Origin of the sequence: Bacteroides graminisolvens, assembly GCF_963666085.1 — a bacterium.
In the GTDB taxonomy this organism is placed as follows: domain Bacteria; phylum Bacteroidota; class Bacteroidia; order Bacteroidales; family Bacteroidaceae; genus Bacteroides; species Bacteroides graminisolvens.
On sequence record NZ_OY762556.1, the window covers coordinates 1,791,327 to 1,809,960 of the forward strand.

Consider the following 18,634-nt stretch of genomic DNA (forward strand, 5'->3'; position numbering starts at 1 on the left):
TTAATCTCTGTTTCCAAAAATATAATTGTGATGAAAGAAAAATTTAATATACTAACTTCTACTTGTGTTCCTCTCCCTTTGGAGAATGTGGATACTGATCAAATTATTCCTGCTCGTTTTTTGAAAGCCACTACGAAAGAAGGTTTTGGTGATAACTTATTTTGTGATTGGCGCTATGACAAGCAAGGCAATAAAATAGAGTCTTTTGTTTTAAATGATCCCACTTATAACGGGAAAATTTTAGTAGCAGGAAAGAATTTTGGTTCAGGATCAAGTCGTGAGCATGCAGCATGGGCTATTGCTGGATATGGATTTCGTGTTGTTGTTTCAAGTTTTTTTGCTGATATATTCAGGAATAATGCTTTGAATAATTTTGTTTTGCCAGTAGTTGTAAGTGAATCTTTTTTGGCCGAGCTATTCGAGTCAATAAATAAAGATCCTAATACGGTATTAGAGGTTAACTTGCCGGATCAGACTATAAAAAATGTAGCGACTGGTTCGTTTGAATACTTTGAAATAAATTCATATAAGAAGCATTGCTTAGAAAATGGCTTAGATGATATAGACTTCTTGCTGTCCAATAAGGATAAGATTGAAGCATGGGAAAACAAGTGAAAATAGAAATCATGGATACAACACTCCGCGACGGTGAACAAACTAGCGGAGTGTCTTTTGTACCTCATGAAAAGTTAATGATAGCTCGTCTGCTCTTGGAGGAACTCAAGGTTGATAGAGTAGAAGTTGCTTCAGCAAGAGTTTCTGATGGTGAATTCGATGCTGTTAAGATGATATGTGATTGGGCAGCCCGTAGAAGTTTGCTTCATAAGGTAGAAGTATTGGGTTTTGTTGATGGACACACTTCAGTGGATTGGATCAAAAATACTGGATGTAGAGTGTTGAACCTTCTTTGCAAAGGCTCTTTAAAGCATTGTACCCATCAATTGAAAAAAAGTCCAGATGAGCACATTCAAGAAATATCAGATGTGGTTGCGTATGCTTCAGAACAAGGTATTGAGGTGAATGCTTATTTAGAAGACTGGAGCAATGGAATGAAGGATTCTCCAGATTATGTCTTTGCTTTAGTTGATGCCTTACAGCATACTACAATAAAGAGATTTATGCTTCCTGATACGCTGGGTGTTCTAAATCCTCTTCAGGTCATTGAGTTTATGCGTAAAATGGTGAAGCGTTATCCTAATCTTCATTTTGATTTTCACGCCCATAATGATTATGATTTGGCTGTAAGTAATGTTTTAGCAGCAGTTTTAAGTGGTGCTAAAGGACTGCATACCACCATTAATGGCTTAGGGGAAAGGGCGGGAAATGCGCCGTTGGCAAGTGTTCAAGCTATTTTAAAAGATCATTTTAATGCGATAACGAATATTGATGAAAGCCGACTGAATGATGTTAGTCGTGTTGTAGAATCGTATTCTGGCGTGATTATTCCTGCAAATAAGCCGATTGTTGGTGAAAATGTTTTTACTCAGGTTGCTGGCGTACATGCTGACGGGGATAATAAGAATAATTTGTATTGTAATGACCTATTGCCTGAACGATTTGGACGTGAAAGAGAATATGCATTAGGTAAAACATCAGGAAAAGCTAATATAAGAAAGAATTTAGAATCTTTAGGCTTAGAACTTGATGAAGACTCTATGCGTAAGGTGACTGAAAGAATTATTGAACTAGGAGATAAAAAGGAGTTGGTTACCAAAGAGGATTTGCCTTATATTATCTCGGATGTACTAAAACATGAAGGAGCTAGTAACAAAGTAAAACTTAAAACCTATTTTGTGACCTTGGCTCATGGATTGAAACCAATGGCAAGCTTGAGTGTTGAAATTGAAGGTAAGACTTATGAAGAAAGTTCTTCTGGAGATGGTCAATATGATGCTTTTGTGAGAGCATTGCGAAAGATTTATAAAATTACTTTGGGGCGTAAATTCCCAATGTTGCTGAATTATGCAGTAAGCATTCCACCAGGAGGAAGAACAGATGCGTTTGTGCAAACTGTCATAACATGGAATTACAATGACAAGGTATTCCGTACACGTGGGCTTGATGCAGATCAAACGGAAGCTGCTATTAAAGCTACAATTAAAATGCTCAATATTATAGAAGAATATTAATAATAGAAACTACTAAAATATTTTAATAATTATGAAACTGAATATAGCGGTTTTGCCCGGTGATGGAATTGGTCCTGAAATTATAAGTGTGGCTTTGGATGTAACGAAAGCAATATGTGATAAATTTAAGCATAACTTAAGCTTCGAGTATGGAATTTGTGGAGCTGATGCTATTGATAAAGTAGGAAATCCTTATCCAGACGAAACTCATGAATTATGCATGAGGAGTGATGCTGTACTCTTTGGTGCAGTAGGTCACCCTAGGTTTGATAATGATCCATCGGCTAAGGTTCGTCCTGAGCAGGGGCTCTTAGCTATGCGTAAGAAATTAGGATTATATGCAAACATTCGTCCGGTAGTAACTTTTGAAACTTTAATTCATAAATCACCATTACGTGCAGATTTAGTAAAAGGTGCAGATTTTATGTGTATTCGTGAATTAACGGGAGGACTTTATTTTGGCCGTCCTCAAGGTCGGTCGGAAGATGGTAACGTGGCATATGATACTTGTGTATATAGTCGTGATGAGGTTGTCCGAATTGTGACTCTGGCATATGAATATGCTATGAAAAGGCGTAAAAAGTTAACTATTGTTGATAAAGCGAATGTTTTAGCTACTTCTCGTTTATGGCGTGAAGTCTCTAAAGAAATAGCGCCTAAGTTTCCAGAGGTTGAAACTGAATTTATGTTTGTAGATAATGCTGCTATGAGGATGATTCAATGGCCCACTTCTTTTGATGTTATTGTTACTGAAAATATGTTTGGTGATATTCTAACTGACGAAGGTTCTGTTATAACAGGCTCAATGGGATTACTACCTTCTGCTTCAATTGGTACTTATACTTCTGTATTTGAACCGATACATGGTTCATGGCCACAAGCAGCGGGGCAAAATATTGCAAATCCTCTTGCTACTGTTTTGTCTGCAGCTATGATGTTTGAATATGCTTTTAATTTGAAAGATGAAGCATCCTTAATTAGAGGGGCTGTTGATGCATCAATGAATGCGAATGTTAGAACTGCTGATATTCAGATTGATGGTGAAAAATCTTTTTCTACTTCAGAAGTTGGCAATTGGATTGTTGATTTTATTAATAAAGCATAACTGTTTTCTGAATTAACTTTAGGTTTGTTAAACGCAGGATTAAACATTTAATGTTTTTTCCTGCGTTTTTATTATATCGGTTTTATTTCTATATCTTTGTCATAAAAAGATGTGATATGCCAAAAATAGCCAAACAAATTTTAGATCTTATAGGTAATACTCCGTTGATGGAACTTTCTGCATATTCCCTCAAATATGGACTTTCTTCGAAAATTGTTGCTAAATTAGAATCCTTTAATCCCGGAGGTAGTGCTAAAGATCGCATTGCATTGTCTACTTTAGAAGGTTTGCTTGTTGGTACATCATCTGGTGCTGCTGTTTATGCAGCAAAGCAATTGGCCTCTCGTCCAGAGTTTGCTGATAAAATGATTGTCGTTCTTCTGCCAGACACCGGAGAGCGTTATATGTCGACAGAATTATTTGCTTTTGAGGCTTATCCACTTGATTAATTTGATTCAAATGAGAACTGTTTTTTTCTGTATTTTGACTATTGTCGGCATACTAAATGCTAATGGACAATCGTATTATGATTTATCTGAAAAAGGAGTGAGCTGTTTTGAAAAAGATAGTTTGGAGCAGGCTGAAAACTATTTTCGTCAGGCTCTTAAGTTAGATCCAACAAATGCTCATAATGCACTTTTGTTTTCTAATTTAGGTATGGTTCAACAAAAAATGAACAAGCATGCAGAGGCTGTAGAATCATATTCATATGCATTGAATTTTGCGCCAATAGCAGTACCAATTCTGCTTAATAGAGGTTCTGCTTACATGAATATAGGGCAAAATGATAATGCTTACCTAGATTATTGTCAGGTCTTAGATGTTGATAAAGATAACATTGAGGCATTATTAATGAGAGCTTACATTTATACTCAACGCAAGGACTTTAAAGCTGGTCGTGCTGATTATGAGAAATTATTAAAGATAGAGCCTACAAATTATACTGCTCGTTTAGGCCTTATCACGTTGAATCAGAAAGATGGCAAACTCAATGAGGCTTTAGAAGGTATAACGATGATGATAACAGAAAACCCTAAAGATGCAACTTTGTATATAGCTCGTGCAGATATCGAATGTGATTTGGATAAAAAAGATATGGCATTAATTGATCTTGATGAAGCTTTACGGCTAAATGATTCTGCTAGTGAAGCCTATTTGCTCCGAGGGCAAATCTTTTTATCTCAGAAGAAGAAATATTTGGCGAAACTAAGCTTTGATAAAGCTATATCATTAGGAATATCAGCCTCTGATTTACAGGATTTAATCAAAGAATGTAAATAGGACTTATTCCATAAACTGTTTAATGGCATTAATAAAATCATTTCCGTATCTTTCCTTTTTGTATTCTCCAATTCCGTTAATAGCTCCAAATGATTCTAATGTAGTAGGTTTTATTTGGCAGATATTATTGAGAACTTTGTCTGAAACAACGATATAGGGAGGTATGGCTTGTTGGTCGGCTAATTTTTTGCGTAATATCCGTAAAGTCTCGAATAAAGATGAGTCCTCTGTCTCTCTATTATAGCTAATTTCTTTTTTATTTATTACTTCTTTTTTCCTTTTTGCTGTATGTTCGTTGCTACGATTGTTAATCACTATCAAGCTTGCCTTTTCTTTCCCATATACCACATTGCATCCACTCTGTGTTATCTTTAATACATTGTTTTGATTATATGCTATTTCATAATATCCTAAATGTAACATTTGAAGTAGATAATCTTGCCAATCTCTTGCAGGCACATCTCTTCCTGCAGCGAATGTTTTTAGCTCATTATATTTGTTCTCAACGATTTCTGTAGTGTAGTTTCCTCTCAAAATATCAACTAAAGTTTTAATTCTTATTTTTTGGTCTGTTCGTATGATGGCACTTAATGCTTTTTGTACTATGATAGTTCCATCGAATTTTTCAGGGCGATTTTTGCAAACATCACAATTCCCACAATCTTTCTGTGTTGTTTCTCCAAAATAACTTAGTAAAATTCTTCTGCGACAAACGTCAGATTCTGCATATTGTTGCATTCGTACAAGCTTCTCCTGATTAATCTGTTGTTGTCCACTCTCATTTGCAAATTTGCTTAGCAAAATAAGATCACCCAATGCGTAAAATAACAATGTGTCTCCGGGAAGTCCGTCTCTTCCGGCTCTACCAATTTCCTGGTAAAAGCTCTCTATGCTTTTAGGCATATTATAATGTATTATCCACCTGACGTTAGATTTATCTATTCCCATACCAAAGGCAATTGTTGCACAGATTATCTGCGTTTTATCTGTTATAAAGTCTTCTTGCGCTTTGTTTCGCTGTTCAGCAGATAGTCCGGCGTGATATACTCCGCAGTTAAGACCTTGTTTGATTAATAATTGTGCAACAGATTCAGTTTTACTCCTACTCATGCAATAAATAATGCCACTTTCTTTTGGGTGTTCATTAATAAATTCCAGGATGCACTTATTTTTCTCTTTTTGCTGATATCCTCTTTTAACTGTTAAGCTAAGGTTAGGTCGATCAAAAGATGAAATAAATATTTTCGGATGATTTAAATTCAATTGTCGAGTAATGTCTTCTTGAGTTATTTTATCAGCTGTGGCTGTAAGTGCTATTATAGGTATATTGGGATAATTCTTTTTTAAAAGATCTAATTGAGTGTATTCAGGGCGAAAGTCATGTCCCCATTGTGATATACAGTGAGCTTCATCTATTGCAAAAAGAGAAATTTGTATGTCTCTTAATAATGAGTCTAATTCATAAATTAACCTTTCGGGCGATATATATAAGAGTTTTAATTCTCCGGTAATACATGCTCTTCGGATTTGGACGTTTTCGGTTTCATTGTTACTGCTATTTAATGCACCTGCTTTTATTCCATTGGCTTGTAAGGCTCTGACCTGGTCTTTCATTAAAGAGATAAGTGGAGATACCACAACGGCAGTTCCATCCATCATTAATGCCGGTATTTGATAGCATATCGATTTTCCGCCGCCTGTAGGCATAAGAACAAGAACATCCTTTTTCGAAACGATGTTTTGAATAATTTCTTTTTGTAGCGGACGGAAGTTGTCATATCCGAAATATGTCTTTAAAATAGAGTTCATGTATAATTTGTATGTTTTATGTGCCAAAGTTACGTTTATTCCCTGATAATCAGAAATGGTTCCTGATATTCTTCAGACTGTGAAATTTTAATGGTAAAAGTTAATTTGTATTATTATTTATCGAATAAAGATATAAATCAAGGTTTTTGACCTTTTTTTTAGAAAAAATATATACGATAAAGTTGTGTATTTAAAATAATTGTATGAAATTTGTGACAGCAAATAGATGCATTAGATAATGTATTATTTAGAAACAAACCTAACCAGTTAATTCAATGAGTGATTTAGAAAACAAAAAACAGGAGCAATCTCCTAAAAAGCGCCCTTATAACTTAAGGGAGAAAAAAGAAAAAAAAGCTGCTTACAGATCTTTGATCAGACCTGAATTGGCAGATGAATTGTACGACAAGATATTGAATATCGTGGTAGTACAGAAAAAGTATAAAGATCCGGATTTCTCTGCAAAGGATTTAGCAAAAGAATTGCAGACAAACACTCGTTATCTTTCGGCGGTTGTAAATTCTCGTTTTGGCATGAACTATTCTTGTTTGCTTAACGAGTATAGAGTAAAAGATGCTATGCATCTACTGACTGATAAAAGATATGCTGATAAAAACGTAGAAGAAATCAGTGCGTTGGTTGGCTTCGCAAATCGTCAGTCTTTTTATGCTGCATTCTACAAGAATGTAGGTGAAACGCCTAATGGTTACCGTAGAAAATTTATGGAAAAGAATAAATAGAAGCGGATCTTAAAAAACTTAATGAAAAGGAATTATCTCAATAAATTTGAGATATTTCCTTTTTCGTGTTTAATAACCCTAGTTTAATTTTGGAAATGAAGAATTATCTGATCTCTGTGGCAACTGTCGCAATGTTGGCTTTTTGTGGCGGTTCAAAGAGTACTATTAGTGAAGCTGATAAAATAGAATATACTGTGGAACAATTTGCTGATTTACAAATATTGAGGTACGATGTACCTGGCTTTGAAAAATTATCGTTGAAACAAAAAGAGTTGGTGTATTATCTTACTCAAGCTGCACTTCAAGGGCGAGATATACTTTTTGACCAAAATGGAAAGTATAATCTGACTATTCGTAAAACACTTGAGGCCATATATGTGAATTATAAAGGTGATAAGTCAGATAAGAACTTTAAGAACATGGAAGTTTATCTGAAAAGAGTTTGGTTCTCAAATGGAATACATCATCATTATGGTTCAGAAAAATTTTCCCCTGAATTTTCTGAAGACTTCTTGAAAAAGGAGATGTTGAGTTTGGAACCTGACAAATTGCCTTTAGCTATCGGACAAACTGCAGAAGATTTATTTGCCATGCTACGCCCTGTTATATTTGATCCAAATGTAATGTCGAAACGTGTAAATCAGTCAGATGGAGAAGACCTCATTTTAACATCGGCATGTAACTACTATGAAGGAGTTACCCAGACGGAAGCGGAAGAATTTTATGCAAAGATGAAAGATCCAAAAGAAGAGTGCCCTGTAGCTTATGGTTTGAATAGTCGTTTGGTTAAGAATAACGGTGTAATAACTGAAAAAGTCTGGAAGTTGGGTGGTTTGTATCATGGAGCTATTGAAAAAATCATATTCTGGTTGGATAAAGCAAAATCTGTAACTGAGAATGAAGAGCAAAGAGCTGTTATCTCAAAACTAATAGAGTTTTATCATTCGGGTGATTTAAAGACTTTTGATGAGTATGCCATATTATGGGTCAAAGATTTAAAATCACACATTGATTTTGTTAACGGTTTTACTGAAACTTACGGTGATCCTCTTGGTATGAAAGCAAGTTGGGAGTCTCTTGTTAATTTCAAAGATTTAGAGGCTACCCGTAGGACAGAACTTATCAGCAATAATGCACAGTGGTTTGAAGATCACTCTCCTGTCAATCAAGAATATAAGAAGAAGGAAGTAAAAGGAGTAAGTGCTAAGGTTATCACAGCTGCCATTTTAGCGGGTGACTTATATCCGTCGACTGCGATTGGCATTAATTTGCCTAATTCTAACTGGATTAGAAATCACCATGGTTCCAAATCTGTTACTATTGGTAATATTACAGATGCTTATAATAAGGCTGCACACGGTAATGGTTTTAATGAAGAGTTTGTTTTCAGTAATTTAGAGAAGGAGTTGATTGATAAGTATGGCGATTTGACGGGTAATCTGCATACTGATTTGCATGAATGTTTAGGACATGGGTCTGGTAAATTATTGCCAGGGGTGGATCCTGATGCGCTGAAAGCCTATGGTTCAACAATAGAAGAGGCCCGTGCCGATCTGTTTGGCCTTTATTACATGGCTGATAAAAAATTGGTTGAGCTCGGTTTACTTCCTGATGAAGAAGCATATAAAGCCGAATACTATACTTACTTAATGAATGGTTTGATGACTCAATTGGTACGGATAGTACCCGGAAAAGATATTGAAGAGTCTCATATGAGAAATAGGCAATTAATAGCACGTTGGGTGTTTGATAAAGGGGCTTCTAATAAAGTTGTTGAATTGGTAAACAAGAGTGGTAAGGCGTATGTTGTAATCAACGACTATGCTAAGTTGCGTGATCTTTTTGGGGCATTACTCAAAGAAATACAGAGGATAAAATCTACTGGCGACTTTGAAGCGGCCAGAGTTTTGGTTGAAAATTATGCTGTTAAAGTTGACCCAGTACTTCATAATGAGGTTCTTAAAAGGTATAAAGCGTTAAACTTAGCACCTTATAAAGGATTCGTAAATCCGGAGTATTTACCCGTATATGATAAAGAAGGTAAAATAAAGGATGTGCAGGTCTCTTATAATGAAGGATATACAGAACAAATGTTGCGCTACAGCAGAGATTATTCTACTTTGCCGGCGATAAATGAATAAATACATGGAATTAGCAGAAGAACTGAAAAATATAAAGACACAACTCCGTTTATCAATGAACGGAGTTGCGTCTGCAAGCATGCGTGAAAAAGGTTTGAGTTATAAATTGAACTTTGGTGTGGAACTTCCTCGTTTGAAATCTATAGCTTCAAACTATACCAAAGATCACGAACTAGCGCAAGCTTTATGGAAAGAAAATATTCGGGAGTGTAAAATCCTTGCCGGCTTATTACAACCGGTCGATACTTTCTTCCCTGAAATTGCAGACATCTGGATTGATGATATTAATAATATTGAAATAGCCGAGCACACATGCATGAATTTATTTCAGCATTTACCCTACGCCCCTGCTAAATCTATGAACTGGATTGCGAGTGAGGATGAATTTACGCAGATATGCGGTTACTTAACTATCGCTCGTTTGCTTATGAAGAAAGGAGCTATGGATGATTCTGCTGCAAATGAATTGTTAGACCAGGCGGTGACGGCCGTCCTTGCCGGAAGTTACAATGTGCGTAACGCTGCCGGACTGGCAATCAGAAAGTTTATGGAACATAGTGAAGAACAATGTTTCCAGGTTTGCCGTTTAGTCGAAGAGCTTGAAAATTCAAAGGATGAAAGGGAACAGTATCTTTATACATTAGTAAGAGATGTCGCATCGACTTTCTAAAAAACTTCTTTTTATAACTTACTTTCTATAAAAAACAATTAACTTTGTTGGCATTAAGTTTGTGTCTATTATATGGAGAATCAAAATGTAAAGGATACTGTAAAGCAGATATTTACCGAATATCTGAATGCGAACGGACATCGTAAGACCCCCGAACGTTATGCAATTCTAGAAACCATTTATTCCATAGATGGGCATTTTGATATTGATTCTTTGTATTCACAAATGATGAATCAAGAGAATTTCCGTGTTAGCAGGGCTACACTGTATAATACGATTATACTTTTGATAAATGCTCGCTTAGTTATTAAGCATCAGTTCGGTACCTCTTCGCAATATGAAAAGTCTTATAATCGTGAAACACATCATCATTTGATATGTACTCAGTGTGGAAAAGTTTCAGAAATGAAAAACGATACGCTTCAAAATGCGATTGAGAGTACTAAAATGAACCGTTTTCACCTGTCACATTATTCCTTATATATATATGGTCTTTGTGCCAATTGTGACAGGCGTAATAAAAGAAAAAAAACAAGTAATAATAAGAAAGAGAAATGAAAGTAGATGTTCTATTAGGTTTGCAGTGGGGTGACGAAGGAAAAGGGAAGGTTGTAGATGTCTTAACTCCCAAGTATGATGTAGTAGCGCGTTTTCAGGGTGGTCCGAATGCCGGTCACACGCTTGAGTTCGAAGGCCAGAAATACGTGCTCCGTTCAATCCCTTCCGGAATTTTTCAAGGTGATAAAGTCAATATCATAGGCAATGGAGTTGTGCTTGATCCTGCTTTATTCAAAGCAGAAGCAGAAGCTTTGGAAGCTTCCGGTCATAATTTAAAAGACAGATTGCACATTTCTAAAAAAGCACATTTAATATTGCCCACACATCGTATTCTTGATCAGGCTTATGAGGCTGCTAAAGGTGATGCTAAAGTTGGAACTACCGGAAAAGGTATAGGCCCTACTTACACCGACAAGGTTAGTCGTAATGGCGTTCGCGTAGGAGACATTTTATGTGACTTTAAACAAAAATATGAATCAGCGAAAGCTAAACACGAACGAACCTTAGAAAGCTTAAATTATAAATATGACCTCACCGAGTTGGAACAAGCCTGGCTCGAAGGAATTGAATATCTGAAGCAATTTAAGTTTGTGGATAGCGAACACGAAATCAACAATTTACTGATTCAAGGCAAAAGTATATTGTGCGAAGGAGCACAAGGAACCATGTTGGATATTGATTTTGGTTCTTATCCTTTTGTTACTTCCTCAAATACGGTTTGCGCGGGTGCTTGTACAGGTCTGGGAGTTGCTCCTAATAAGATCGGTGAAGTATATGGTATCTTTAAAGCCTATTGCACGCGCGTTGGTTCCGGTCCTTTCCCGACTGAATTATTTGATAAGACAGGAGATGAAATTTGTACTTTAGGGCACGAATTCGGATCAGTAACCGGACGTAAGCGTCGTTGTGGATGGATTGATTTGGTTGCTTTAAAATATTCCATTATGATTAATGGAGTTACCAAACTAATTATGATGAAAAGCGATGTGCTCGACGGATTTGAAACAATCAGAGCCTGCGTTGCCTACAACGTGAATGGTGAGGAGATTGATTATTTCCCATACGACATTAATGAGAAAGTGGAACCGGTTTACGTAGATATTCCCGGTTGGCAAACCGATATGACGAAAATGCAGAGCGAAGACGAATTCCCTGAAGAATTCAATGCATATTTATCATTTCTGGAAGAGCAGCTCGGCGTTGAAATTAAGATTGTTTCAGTTGGTCCTGACAGAGAACAAACCATTGAACGATATACTGAAGAATAAGTAAAATACTAATTCTCATTAAAAAAACAAGAGGCTGCGTACAGTCTCTTGTTTTTTTATATAGTTTTGGCAAACTATTTGCTTCTTCTTTTTGTAGTAACTAAAAAGAAATAAAGATATTATGATATCAAGTTCGTGGATTATATTTATTGGAATTGCTTTAGTGAGCTATTTGGTTCAGTTGAACCTTAAAAGCAAGTTTAAAAAGTATTCCAAGATGGCTTTGCCCTCTGGAATGACGGGACGTGATGTAGCCATTAAAATGCTGCAAGATAATGGCATCTATGATGTGCAGGTTACTAGTACCCAAGGTATGTTGACCGACCATTATAACCCTGCCAATAAGACAGTTAACTTAAGTGAAGGAGTATATGCCAGCAACAGTGTTATGGCAGCAGCAGTTGCCGCACATGAATGTGGTCATGCAGTGCAACATGCACGGGCTTATGCACCGTTAACTATGCGTAGCAAACTGGTTCCCGTTGTTACATTCGCTTCTCAATGGGTTAGCTGGCTCATACTTGGAGGAATCCTTCTATTAAATTCTTTCCCCCAATTATTGCTAGGTGGTATTATCTTGTTTGCTATGACAACTCTATTCAGCTTTATTACGCTTCCTGTAGAAATTGATGCAAGTAAGCGTGCGTTGGTATGGTTAAGTAGTGCGGGCATTACCAATTCTTATAACCACGCGCAAGCGGAAGACGCTCTGAAATCAGCAGCTTATACTTATGTTGTTGCAGCGCTTGGTTCTTTGGCGACATTAATTTATTATATTATGATTTATATGGGTAGACGGGATTAAATCTTGTTTTAAAATACGAAACGCACATCAGGAAATTCCGGGTGTGCGTTTTTTTTTTATAATTCACTCTGCTTAACTCATTAATTTCGTGTAACTTTGCCATTCAATTAAAAAATAAATAGTTTAAGTTATGGCAGCTAAACCGGGAATACCCAAAGGAACACGTGATTTTTCGCCAGTAGAAATGGCAAAAAGAAACTATATATTTAATACTATTCGCGACGTTTATCATCTTTATGGTTTCCAACAGATTGAAACTCCTTCCATGGAAATGCTTTCCACATTAATGGGGAAGTATGGTGATGAGGGTGATAAACTCCTTTTTAAGATACAAAACTCAGGAGATTACTTCTCGGGCTTGACAGATGAAGAACTGTTGAGCAGAGATGCTGCAAAGCTGGCAAGCAAGTTTTGTGAGAAAGGGCTGCGATATGACTTAACCGTTCCTTTTGCCCGTTACGTAGTGATGCATCGTGACGAAATATCCTTTCCTTTTAAGAGATACCAAATTCAGCCGGTATGGCGTGCCGACCGTCCTCAGAAAGGGCGTTACCGTGAATTTTACCAGTGCGATGCCGATGTGGTAGGAAGTGACTCGCTTCTTAACGAGGTGGAGCTTATGCAAATTGTAGATGAAGTATTCACCCGTTTCGGAATTCGGGTTTGTATTAAGATAAACAACCGAAAGATTCTAACCGGTATTGCCGAGATTATCAATGAAGCCGATAAGATTGTAGACATTACCGTTGCAATTGACAAGCTGGACAAAATTGGTCTGGAGAATGTGAATAAAGAATTGGCAGAGAAAGGCATCAGCGCAGAAGCCATTGACAAGTTGCAGCCTATTATTTTGTTGCAGGGAAGCAACTCTGAGAAGCTTGAAACGTTGAAACAAGTTTTAGCTTCAAGTGAAACAGGCTTAAAAGGAGTAGAAGAATGTGAGTTCATTCTGAAGAAGTTTGCCTCGTTGCGTAAAACAGAAATGCCCGATCTTTTCGATGATAAGACCAATCAGATAGAGTTGGATTTAACCCTGGCTCGCGGATTGAACTATTACACCGGTGCCATCTTTGAAGTGAAAGCGCTGGATGTGCAGATTGGAAGTATTACCGGAGGAGGTCGTTATGACAATCTGACAGGTGTATTTGGTATGCCCGGCGTATCCGGAGTGGGTATTTCATTTGGAGCCGATCGTATTTTTGATGTACTCAATCAATTAGAACTTTATCCAAAGGAAGCAGTGAACGGCACCGAATTGCTGTTTGTTAACTTTGGCGAAGATGAGGCCGATTACTCTTTATCCGTATTAACTAAAGTACGTGCTGCCGGTATCCGTGCCGAAATGTATCCTGATTCTGCAAAAATGAAAAAGCAGATGACGTATGCAAACGCCAAGAACATACCTTTCGTTGCCATTGTTGGCGAGAATGAGATGAAAGAAAACAAAGTCTTATTGAAGAATATGTTATCAGGCGAGCAGACCCTTCTTGGCTCGGACGAGCTAATTGCTGCCATTCGTCCTTGAAGCATGTGATATTTTCTATTCCTGTCATCGTTTCTTAAACGCATTGTAATATCGTTTGTATTTCTTTGCGCTAAACAAAGAAAAGGATGATAGGATTATTTAATGATTGCTTTCCCCCGATCATGGACGGGGTATCTTTAACCATGCAGAACTATGCATTTTGGTTGCACAAGAAAACTCAGAATGTATGTGTTGTTACTCCCAAAAATCCAGAGGCGGAAGATTGTACAGGCTATCCCGTATTTAGATATTCATCAGCACCAATCCCTATGCGGAAGCCCTATCGTTTGGGCTTCCCGGGCATTGACTGGCCCTTTCAGCTCAAATTGTCTCGTCTCTCTTTTGAGTTGGCTCATGCACACTGCCCTTTCTCTTCGGGTAAACTGGCTGTGCAAATAGCCCGTTCACAAAATATACCGTTGATTGCCACCTTTCACTCCAAATATCGTACGGATATAGAGCGTATCATTTCCAATAAATATCTGGTCGATTTACTGATAAAGAAAATTGTGCGATTTTATGAGATGGCCGATGAGGTCTGGATACCACAAGCCTCCGTAGAAGAAACCTTGCGCGAATACGGTTATAAAGGAAAGGTTGAAGTGGTTAACAATGGAAGTGACTTGACGTTGGATGCTTCGTCGGCTCTATTAAGAATAGAAACGCGCCGCCGGTTGGGTATTCGTGAAGGAGAATCGATGTTTCTATTTGTTGGGCAGCACATTTGGGAGAAAAATATAGGGTTCATTCTCGACTCTTTGGCCTTGATTCGTGATCTTCCTTTTCAGATGTTTTTTGTGGGTTCGGGTTATGCCTATCAAGAGATGGTAGATAGGGTGGCAGAGCGTAACCTGTCGCATAAGATTCATTTTCTGGGAAATGTGGCCGACAGAAATGTGCTGAAAAGCTACTACACCGCTGCCGATCTTTTCCTCTTTCCGTCATTGTATGACAATGCACCGCTGGTTGTTCGTGAGGCAGCGGGCCTGCACACCCCTTCGTTGTTGTTGCGAGGAGCTACTTGTGCCGACGAGATTGTGGATAATTATAACGGATTTTTGAGCGATCATTCTGTTGACTTTTTTGCCGACCGCTTGCAGGAACTGATGATGAATCCGAAGCTAGTTGGCGATGTAGGCTTACGCGCTTCTTCCACCATCGTACGTTCTTGGGAGGACATTGCCGACGAAGTATACGACAGATACCAGAGGCTGATTCATAAGAGTCGCTACAACTCACCACGTTGTTTTACCGGTGGAGTGATGTATGAAAGGGTTTAGTCGATATTCAATCGGACTACCTGTGGTTATAGGTCTGGCCGTTTTCTTTGCAATCTTTTATAAAGAGTATGATTCCTCACTTTTCAGGGGACTGACGGTCGATGCCAAAATGATTGCAGGTGTTGTGCTGGCGGTTATACTCATCCTGATGCGCGATGCGGGCTTGATGTTAAGGTTCAGACAGATGAGCGCTTATGCCCTTTCGTGGCGGCAGGTTTTTAATGTGAATGTACTTTGTGAGTTTACCTCTGCGGTTACCCCTTCTTCCGTTGGCGGAAGTAGTTTGATTGTTCTCTTCCTGAAAAAAGAAGGTGTTGAAATGGGGCGAGCTTCGGCCATAATGGTTGCCTGTTTGTTCCTCGATGAGCTTTTTTTAGTTCTTCTCTGTCCGCTAATACTTCTTTTCTTCTCGGCCGACGAGCTTTTTGGAGCGTCCAACTTGTTCTCGTCGAGCATTAAATTACTTTTTATTGCCACTTATTCCGTGGTTTTCTTGTGGACAGTCGTTCTGTTCGTGGCCCTGTTTAAGCGTCCTAATTACGTGAAGTCCCTCTTGCAGCTTATTGCTAAACTGCCTGTTTTGCGCAGGTGGAAAGACAAAATAGAAGTGTTTGCCACTGACTTAGCTTTAAGTTCAGGCGAATTGAGCAATCAATCAATGCGCTTTTGGTTCAAAGCAATGGGCAGCACTTGTTTGGCATGGATTTGCCGGTTTGCGGTGGTCAATGCTCTTTTATTTGCCTTTAGTGAGCAAAACGGACATCTGCTTGCGTTTGCCCGTCAATTGATACTCTGGATTGTGATGACCGTTGCGCCCACTCCCGGCGGAAGCGGCGTGAGCGAATACATGTTTAAAGAATACTATGAAAGTTTCTTTCCTATTGCGGGAGTTGCCCTGATTGTGGCTTTTGTATGGAGAATCATCACTTACTATTTGTATCTTTTGCTGGGATTTTTAGTTATTCCGTCTTGGATTACCAAAAGCAAAGATAAAGAGGAGTAAGTCAAGTTCCAATAGTTTCATCGTTGCAAACTCTGAGTTTCTTCGTGCGAAACAAATTGTTTCCTACCATCATACCGTCAAATTGTCAGTTTAATACCCCAAAACGGACTGACATTCGCCTCTGGCATAGTTTTCGCTTAATATGTTTTGTCTGTCTCACACGGCAGAAATTATAAATAATAGTAGTTTTAATTTTAATATAAAAAGGTACAACTATGAACATTAAACCATTAGCAGACAGAGTGCTTATACTTCCTGCACCTGCAGAAGAAAAAACAATTGGTGGTATCATTATTCCTGATACAGCAAAAGAGAAACCTTTGAAAGGTGAAGTAGTGGCGGTAGGTCACGGTACAAAAGATGAAGAAATGGTCTTAAAAGAAGGTAACACTGTTCTTTATGGTAAATACGCCGGAACAGAACTTGAAGTTGATGGCACAAAATACCTCATTATGCGTCAAAGCGATGTACTCGCGGTTTTGGGTTAATCATCAGAAATGTAAATTATAAAAGTATAAAGATATTATGGCAAAAGAAATATTATTCAATCTGGAAGCTCGTGATCACTTGAAAAAAGGAGTTGATGAACTAGCAAACGCAGTAAAAGTAACTTTAGGCCCTAAGGGACGTAACGTTATCATTGAGAAAAAGTTTGGTGCACCACACATTACCAAAGATGGTGTTACAGTAGCCAAAGAAATTGAATTATCTGACGCATTCCAAAATACAGGTGCTCAGTTGGTGAAAGAAGTTGCTTCAAAAACCGGTGACGATGCCGGCGACGGAACAACAACGGCAACAGTACTTGCTCAGTCAATTGTAGCCGAAGGCTTGAAGAACGTTACTGCCGGTGCAAACCCAATGGACTTGAAACGCGGTATCGACAAGGCTGTAGCTAAAGTGGTTGAATCTATCAAATCTCAATCAGAAAAGGTTGGTGACAATTATGATAAGATAGAGCAAGTAGCAACTGTATCGGCCAACAATGATCCTACTATTGGAAAGCTCATTGCCGATGCGATGCGCAAGGTTTCAAAAGACGGTGTTATCACGATTGAAGAAGCTAAAGGTACTGATACTACAATTGGTGTAGTAGAAGGTATGCAGTTTGATCGCGGTTATCTGTCTGCTTACTTTGTTACCAATACAGAGAAAATGGAGTGTGAGATGGAGAAGCCGTATATTCTTATATACGACAAGAAGATCTCTAACTTGAAAGACATGCTTCCTATCTTGGAACCGGCAGTACAAACTGGCCGTCCTCTTTTAATTATTGCTGAAGATGTTGACAGCGAAGCTCTTACTACATTGGTAGTTAACCGTTTGCGCTCTCAATTGAAAATCTGTGCAGTGAAAGCTCCCGGATTTGGTGATCGCAGAAAAGAAATGCTTGAAGACATTGCAGTGCTTACCGGCGGATTGGTAATTAGCGAAGAAAAAGGCTTGAAGCTTGAACAAGCTACGCTTGAAATGTTGGGAACTTGTGATAAGATCACTGTTTCTAAAGACAATACCACTATTGTAAACGGTGCAGGTGCTAAAGAAAACATCGAAACACGCATCAACCAAATCAAAGCTCAGATCAAAACAACAACTTCTGATTATGATAAAGAGAAACTGCAAGAGCGTTTGGCTAAATTGTCGGGCGGTGTAGCGGTACTTTATGTCGGAGCTGCTTCTGAAGTTGAGATGAAAGAAAAGAAAGACCGTGTTGACGATGCTTTGTGTGCTACTCGTGCAGCTATTGAAGAAGGTATTGTTCCCGGTGGTGGTGTAACTTACATCCGTGCTATTGATGTTTTGGAAGGTTTTACAGGTGACAACGCCGACGAAACAACCGGAATTGAAATCATTAAGCGTGCCATCGAAGAACCTCTTCGTCAGATTGTGGCTAATGCCGGTAAAGAAGGTGCTGTAGTGGTACAGAAAGTACGCGAAGGCAAAGGCGATTTCGGTTACAATGCTCGTACAGATGTTTATGAAAATATGCATGCTGCCGGTGTAGTTGATCCAGCGAAAGTGACTCGTGTTGCTTTGGAAAATGCGGCTTCAATTGCCGGAATGTTCTTAACTACCGAATGCGTCATTGTTGAAAAGAAAGAAGATAAAGCAGATATGCCTATGGGTGCTCCCGGTATGGGAGGCATGGGCGGTATGATGTAATCTTCCCGACCATATTTAATAAAAAGCCGCTCCTTGATTTCAGGGAGCGGCTTTTTATTAAATGTGTTATACTGTTAATCTTTTCTATTGAAATGCTTTTTTAGCTTTATTGTAATAACATTTCTGATCTATTATTGTTATTTTTACAGTGCGAGAA

At 38.2% G+C, this 18,634-nt stretch carries 16 protein-coding genes and 2 pseudogenes; 17 read left to right on the forward strand and 1 reads right to left on the reverse strand.

Annotated features, from left to right (window positions below):
• Nucleotides 1–30: 30 nt before the first annotated feature.
• The 6 genes and pseudogenes from leuD (at nucleotide 31) to ACKPCE_RS07405 (ending at nucleotide 4,515) form a co-directional block, all read left to right on the forward strand.
• A complete protein-coding gene (gene leuD / locus ACKPCE_RS07380) occupies nucleotides 31–615 on the forward strand; it encodes a 3-isopropylmalate dehydratase small subunit (RefSeq protein WP_276964301.1) in 585 nt (194 codons plus the stop codon).
• Complete coding sequence (locus ACKPCE_RS07385; protein ID WP_319504683.1) at nucleotides 600–2,129, forward strand: hydroxymethylglutaryl-CoA lyase-like TIM-barrel protein; 1,530 nt, start codon at nucleotides 600–602, stop codon at nucleotides 2,127–2,129. The genes leuD and ACKPCE_RS07385 overlap by 16 nt, the downstream gene beginning before the upstream one ends.
• Before the next feature lie 31 nt (nucleotides 2,130–2,160).
• Entirely contained in the window at nucleotides 2,161–3,234 is a 1,074-nt protein-coding gene (leuB, locus tag ACKPCE_RS07390) for a 3-isopropylmalate dehydrogenase (RefSeq protein WP_024997251.1), read from the forward strand.
• Nucleotides 3,235–3,350: 116 nt separating this feature from the next.
• Nucleotides 3,351–3,503: pseudogene (locus tag ACKPCE_RS07395) on the forward strand (pyridoxal-phosphate dependent enzyme); the annotation flags it as partial.
• Nucleotides 3,504–3,683, forward strand: a pseudogene (locus tag ACKPCE_RS07400) (cysteine synthase A); the annotation flags it as partial.
• Between the two features lie 10 nt (nucleotides 3,684–3,693).
• Nucleotides 3,694–4,515, forward strand: a complete 822-nt coding sequence (locus tag ACKPCE_RS07405; protein WP_319504685.1) for a tetratricopeptide repeat protein — start codon at nucleotides 3,694–3,696, stop codon at nucleotides 4,513–4,515.
• 3 nt (nucleotides 4,516–4,518) lie between these two features.
• Here ACKPCE_RS07405 and recQ read toward each other — a convergent pair whose 3' ends face one another.
• The gene (recQ, locus tag ACKPCE_RS07410; protein WP_319504686.1) at nucleotides 4,519–6,324 is read right to left on the reverse strand and encodes a DNA helicase RecQ; all 1,806 of its coding nucleotides are present in this window, start codon (nucleotides 6,322–6,324) and stop codon (nucleotides 4,519–4,521) included.
• Between the two features lie 275 nt (nucleotides 6,325–6,599).
• Between recQ and ACKPCE_RS07415 the strand changes: the two genes are divergently transcribed.
• From ACKPCE_RS07415 to groL, 11 genes are all read left to right on the forward strand, one after another.
• The gene (locus tag ACKPCE_RS07415; RefSeq protein WP_024997248.1) at nucleotides 6,600–7,064 is read left to right on the forward strand and encodes a helix-turn-helix domain-containing protein; all 465 of its coding nucleotides are present in this window, start codon (nucleotides 6,600–6,602) and stop codon (nucleotides 7,062–7,064) included.
• Nucleotides 7,065–7,159: 95 nt separating this feature from the next.
• Nucleotides 7,160–9,205 carry a dipeptidyl-peptidase 3 family protein gene (locus ACKPCE_RS07420; RefSeq protein WP_319504687.1) on the forward strand — a complete coding sequence of 682 codons (2,046 nt, stop codon included), beginning with the start codon at nucleotides 7,160–7,162 and terminating at the stop codon, nucleotides 9,203–9,205.
• Nucleotides 9,206–9,209: 4 nt separating this feature from the next.
• On the forward strand, nucleotides 9,210–9,875 hold the full coding sequence (locus tag ACKPCE_RS07425; RefSeq protein WP_319504688.1) for a DNA alkylation repair protein: 666 nt from the start codon (nucleotides 9,210–9,212) through the stop codon (nucleotides 9,873–9,875).
• A 72-nt stretch (nucleotides 9,876–9,947) separates the two neighbouring features.
• Nucleotides 9,948–10,433, forward strand: coding sequence for a Fur family transcriptional regulator (locus ACKPCE_RS07430; protein ID WP_024997245.1), 486 nt, complete (start codon nucleotides 9,948–9,950; stop codon nucleotides 10,431–10,433).
• Entirely contained in the window at nucleotides 10,430–11,701 is a 1,272-nt protein-coding gene (locus tag ACKPCE_RS07435; protein ID WP_024997244.1) for an adenylosuccinate synthase, read from the forward strand. The genes ACKPCE_RS07430 and ACKPCE_RS07435 overlap by 4 nt, the downstream gene beginning before the upstream one ends.
• 121 nt (nucleotides 11,702–11,822) lie before the next feature.
• Nucleotides 11,823–12,506, forward strand: a complete 684-nt coding sequence (locus ACKPCE_RS07440; RefSeq protein WP_277639135.1) for a zinc metallopeptidase — start codon at nucleotides 11,823–11,825, stop codon at nucleotides 12,504–12,506.
• 130 nt (nucleotides 12,507–12,636) lie between these two features.
• On the forward strand, nucleotides 12,637–14,031 hold the full coding sequence (hisS, locus tag ACKPCE_RS07445) for a histidine--tRNA ligase (protein ID WP_024997243.1): 1,395 nt from the start codon (nucleotides 12,637–12,639) through the stop codon (nucleotides 14,029–14,031).
• 86 nt (nucleotides 14,032–14,117) lie between these two features.
• The gene (locus ACKPCE_RS07450; RefSeq protein WP_319504689.1) at nucleotides 14,118–15,311 is read left to right on the forward strand and encodes a glycosyltransferase; all 1,194 of its coding nucleotides are present in this window, start codon (nucleotides 14,118–14,120) and stop codon (nucleotides 15,309–15,311) included.
• Nucleotides 15,298–16,314: a lysylphosphatidylglycerol synthase transmembrane domain-containing protein gene (locus tag ACKPCE_RS07455; RefSeq protein ID WP_276964323.1), complete on the forward strand. Its 1,017-nt coding sequence runs from the start codon at nucleotides 15,298–15,300 to the stop codon at nucleotides 16,312–16,314. Before ACKPCE_RS07450 ends, ACKPCE_RS07455 begins: the two co-directional genes overlap by 14 nt.
• Before the next feature lie 215 nt (nucleotides 16,315–16,529).
• Entirely contained in the window at nucleotides 16,530–16,802 is a 273-nt protein-coding gene (locus ACKPCE_RS07460; RefSeq protein WP_024997240.1) for a co-chaperone GroES, read from the forward strand.
• A 37-nt stretch (nucleotides 16,803–16,839) separates the two neighbouring features.
• Entirely contained in the window at nucleotides 16,840–18,477 is a 1,638-nt protein-coding gene (gene groL / locus ACKPCE_RS07465; protein ID WP_319504690.1) for a chaperonin GroEL, read from the forward strand.
• Nucleotides 18,478–18,634: the final 157 nt, after the last annotated feature.

Bases quoted from the DNA above. Each gene is read 5' to 3' on its own strand.
- ACKPCE_RS07435 (WP_024997244.1), top strand. From the start codon at position 10,430: ATGAAAGTAGATGTTCTATTAGGTTTGCAGTGGGGTGACGAAGGAAAA.
- ACKPCE_RS07415 (WP_024997248.1), top strand. From the start codon at position 6,600: ATGAGTGATTTAGAAAACAAAAAACAGGAGCAATCTCCTAAAAAGCGC.
- groL (WP_319504690.1), top strand. From the start codon at position 16,840: ATGGCAAAAGAAATATTATTCAATCTGGAAGCTCGTGATCACTTGAAA.
- recQ (WP_319504686.1), bottom strand. From the start codon at position 6,324: ATGAACTCTATTTTAAAGACATATTTCGGATATGACAACTTCCGTCCG.
- ACKPCE_RS07405 (WP_319504685.1), top strand. From the start codon at position 3,694: ATGAGAACTGTTTTTTTCTGTATTTTGACTATTGTCGGCATACTAAAT.
- leuD (WP_276964301.1), top strand. From the start codon at position 31: ATGAAAGAAAAATTTAATATACTAACTTCTACTTGTGTTCCTCTCCCT.
- ACKPCE_RS07440 (WP_277639135.1), top strand. From the start codon at position 11,823: ATGATATCAAGTTCGTGGATTATATTTATTGGAATTGCTTTAGTGAGC.
- ACKPCE_RS07385 (WP_319504683.1), top strand. From the start codon at position 600: ATGGGAAAACAAGTGAAAATAGAAATCATGGATACAACACTCCGCGAC.
- ACKPCE_RS07455 (WP_276964323.1), top strand. From the start codon at position 15,298: ATGAAAGGGTTTAGTCGATATTCAATCGGACTACCTGTGGTTATAGGT.
- leuB (WP_024997251.1), top strand. From the start codon at position 2,161: ATGAAACTGAATATAGCGGTTTTGCCCGGTGATGGAATTGGTCCTGAA.
- ACKPCE_RS07425 (WP_319504688.1), top strand. From the start codon at position 9,210: ATGGAATTAGCAGAAGAACTGAAAAATATAAAGACACAACTCCGTTTA.
- ACKPCE_RS07450 (WP_319504689.1), top strand. From the start codon at position 14,118: ATGATAGGATTATTTAATGATTGCTTTCCCCCGATCATGGACGGGGTA.
- ACKPCE_RS07420 (WP_319504687.1), top strand. From the start codon at position 7,160: ATGAAGAATTATCTGATCTCTGTGGCAACTGTCGCAATGTTGGCTTTT.
- hisS (WP_024997243.1), top strand. From the start codon at position 12,637: ATGGCAGCTAAACCGGGAATACCCAAAGGAACACGTGATTTTTCGCCA.
- ACKPCE_RS07430 (WP_024997245.1), top strand. From the start codon at position 9,948: ATGGAGAATCAAAATGTAAAGGATACTGTAAAGCAGATATTTACCGAA.
- ACKPCE_RS07460 (WP_024997240.1), top strand. From the start codon at position 16,530: ATGAACATTAAACCATTAGCAGACAGAGTGCTTATACTTCCTGCACCT.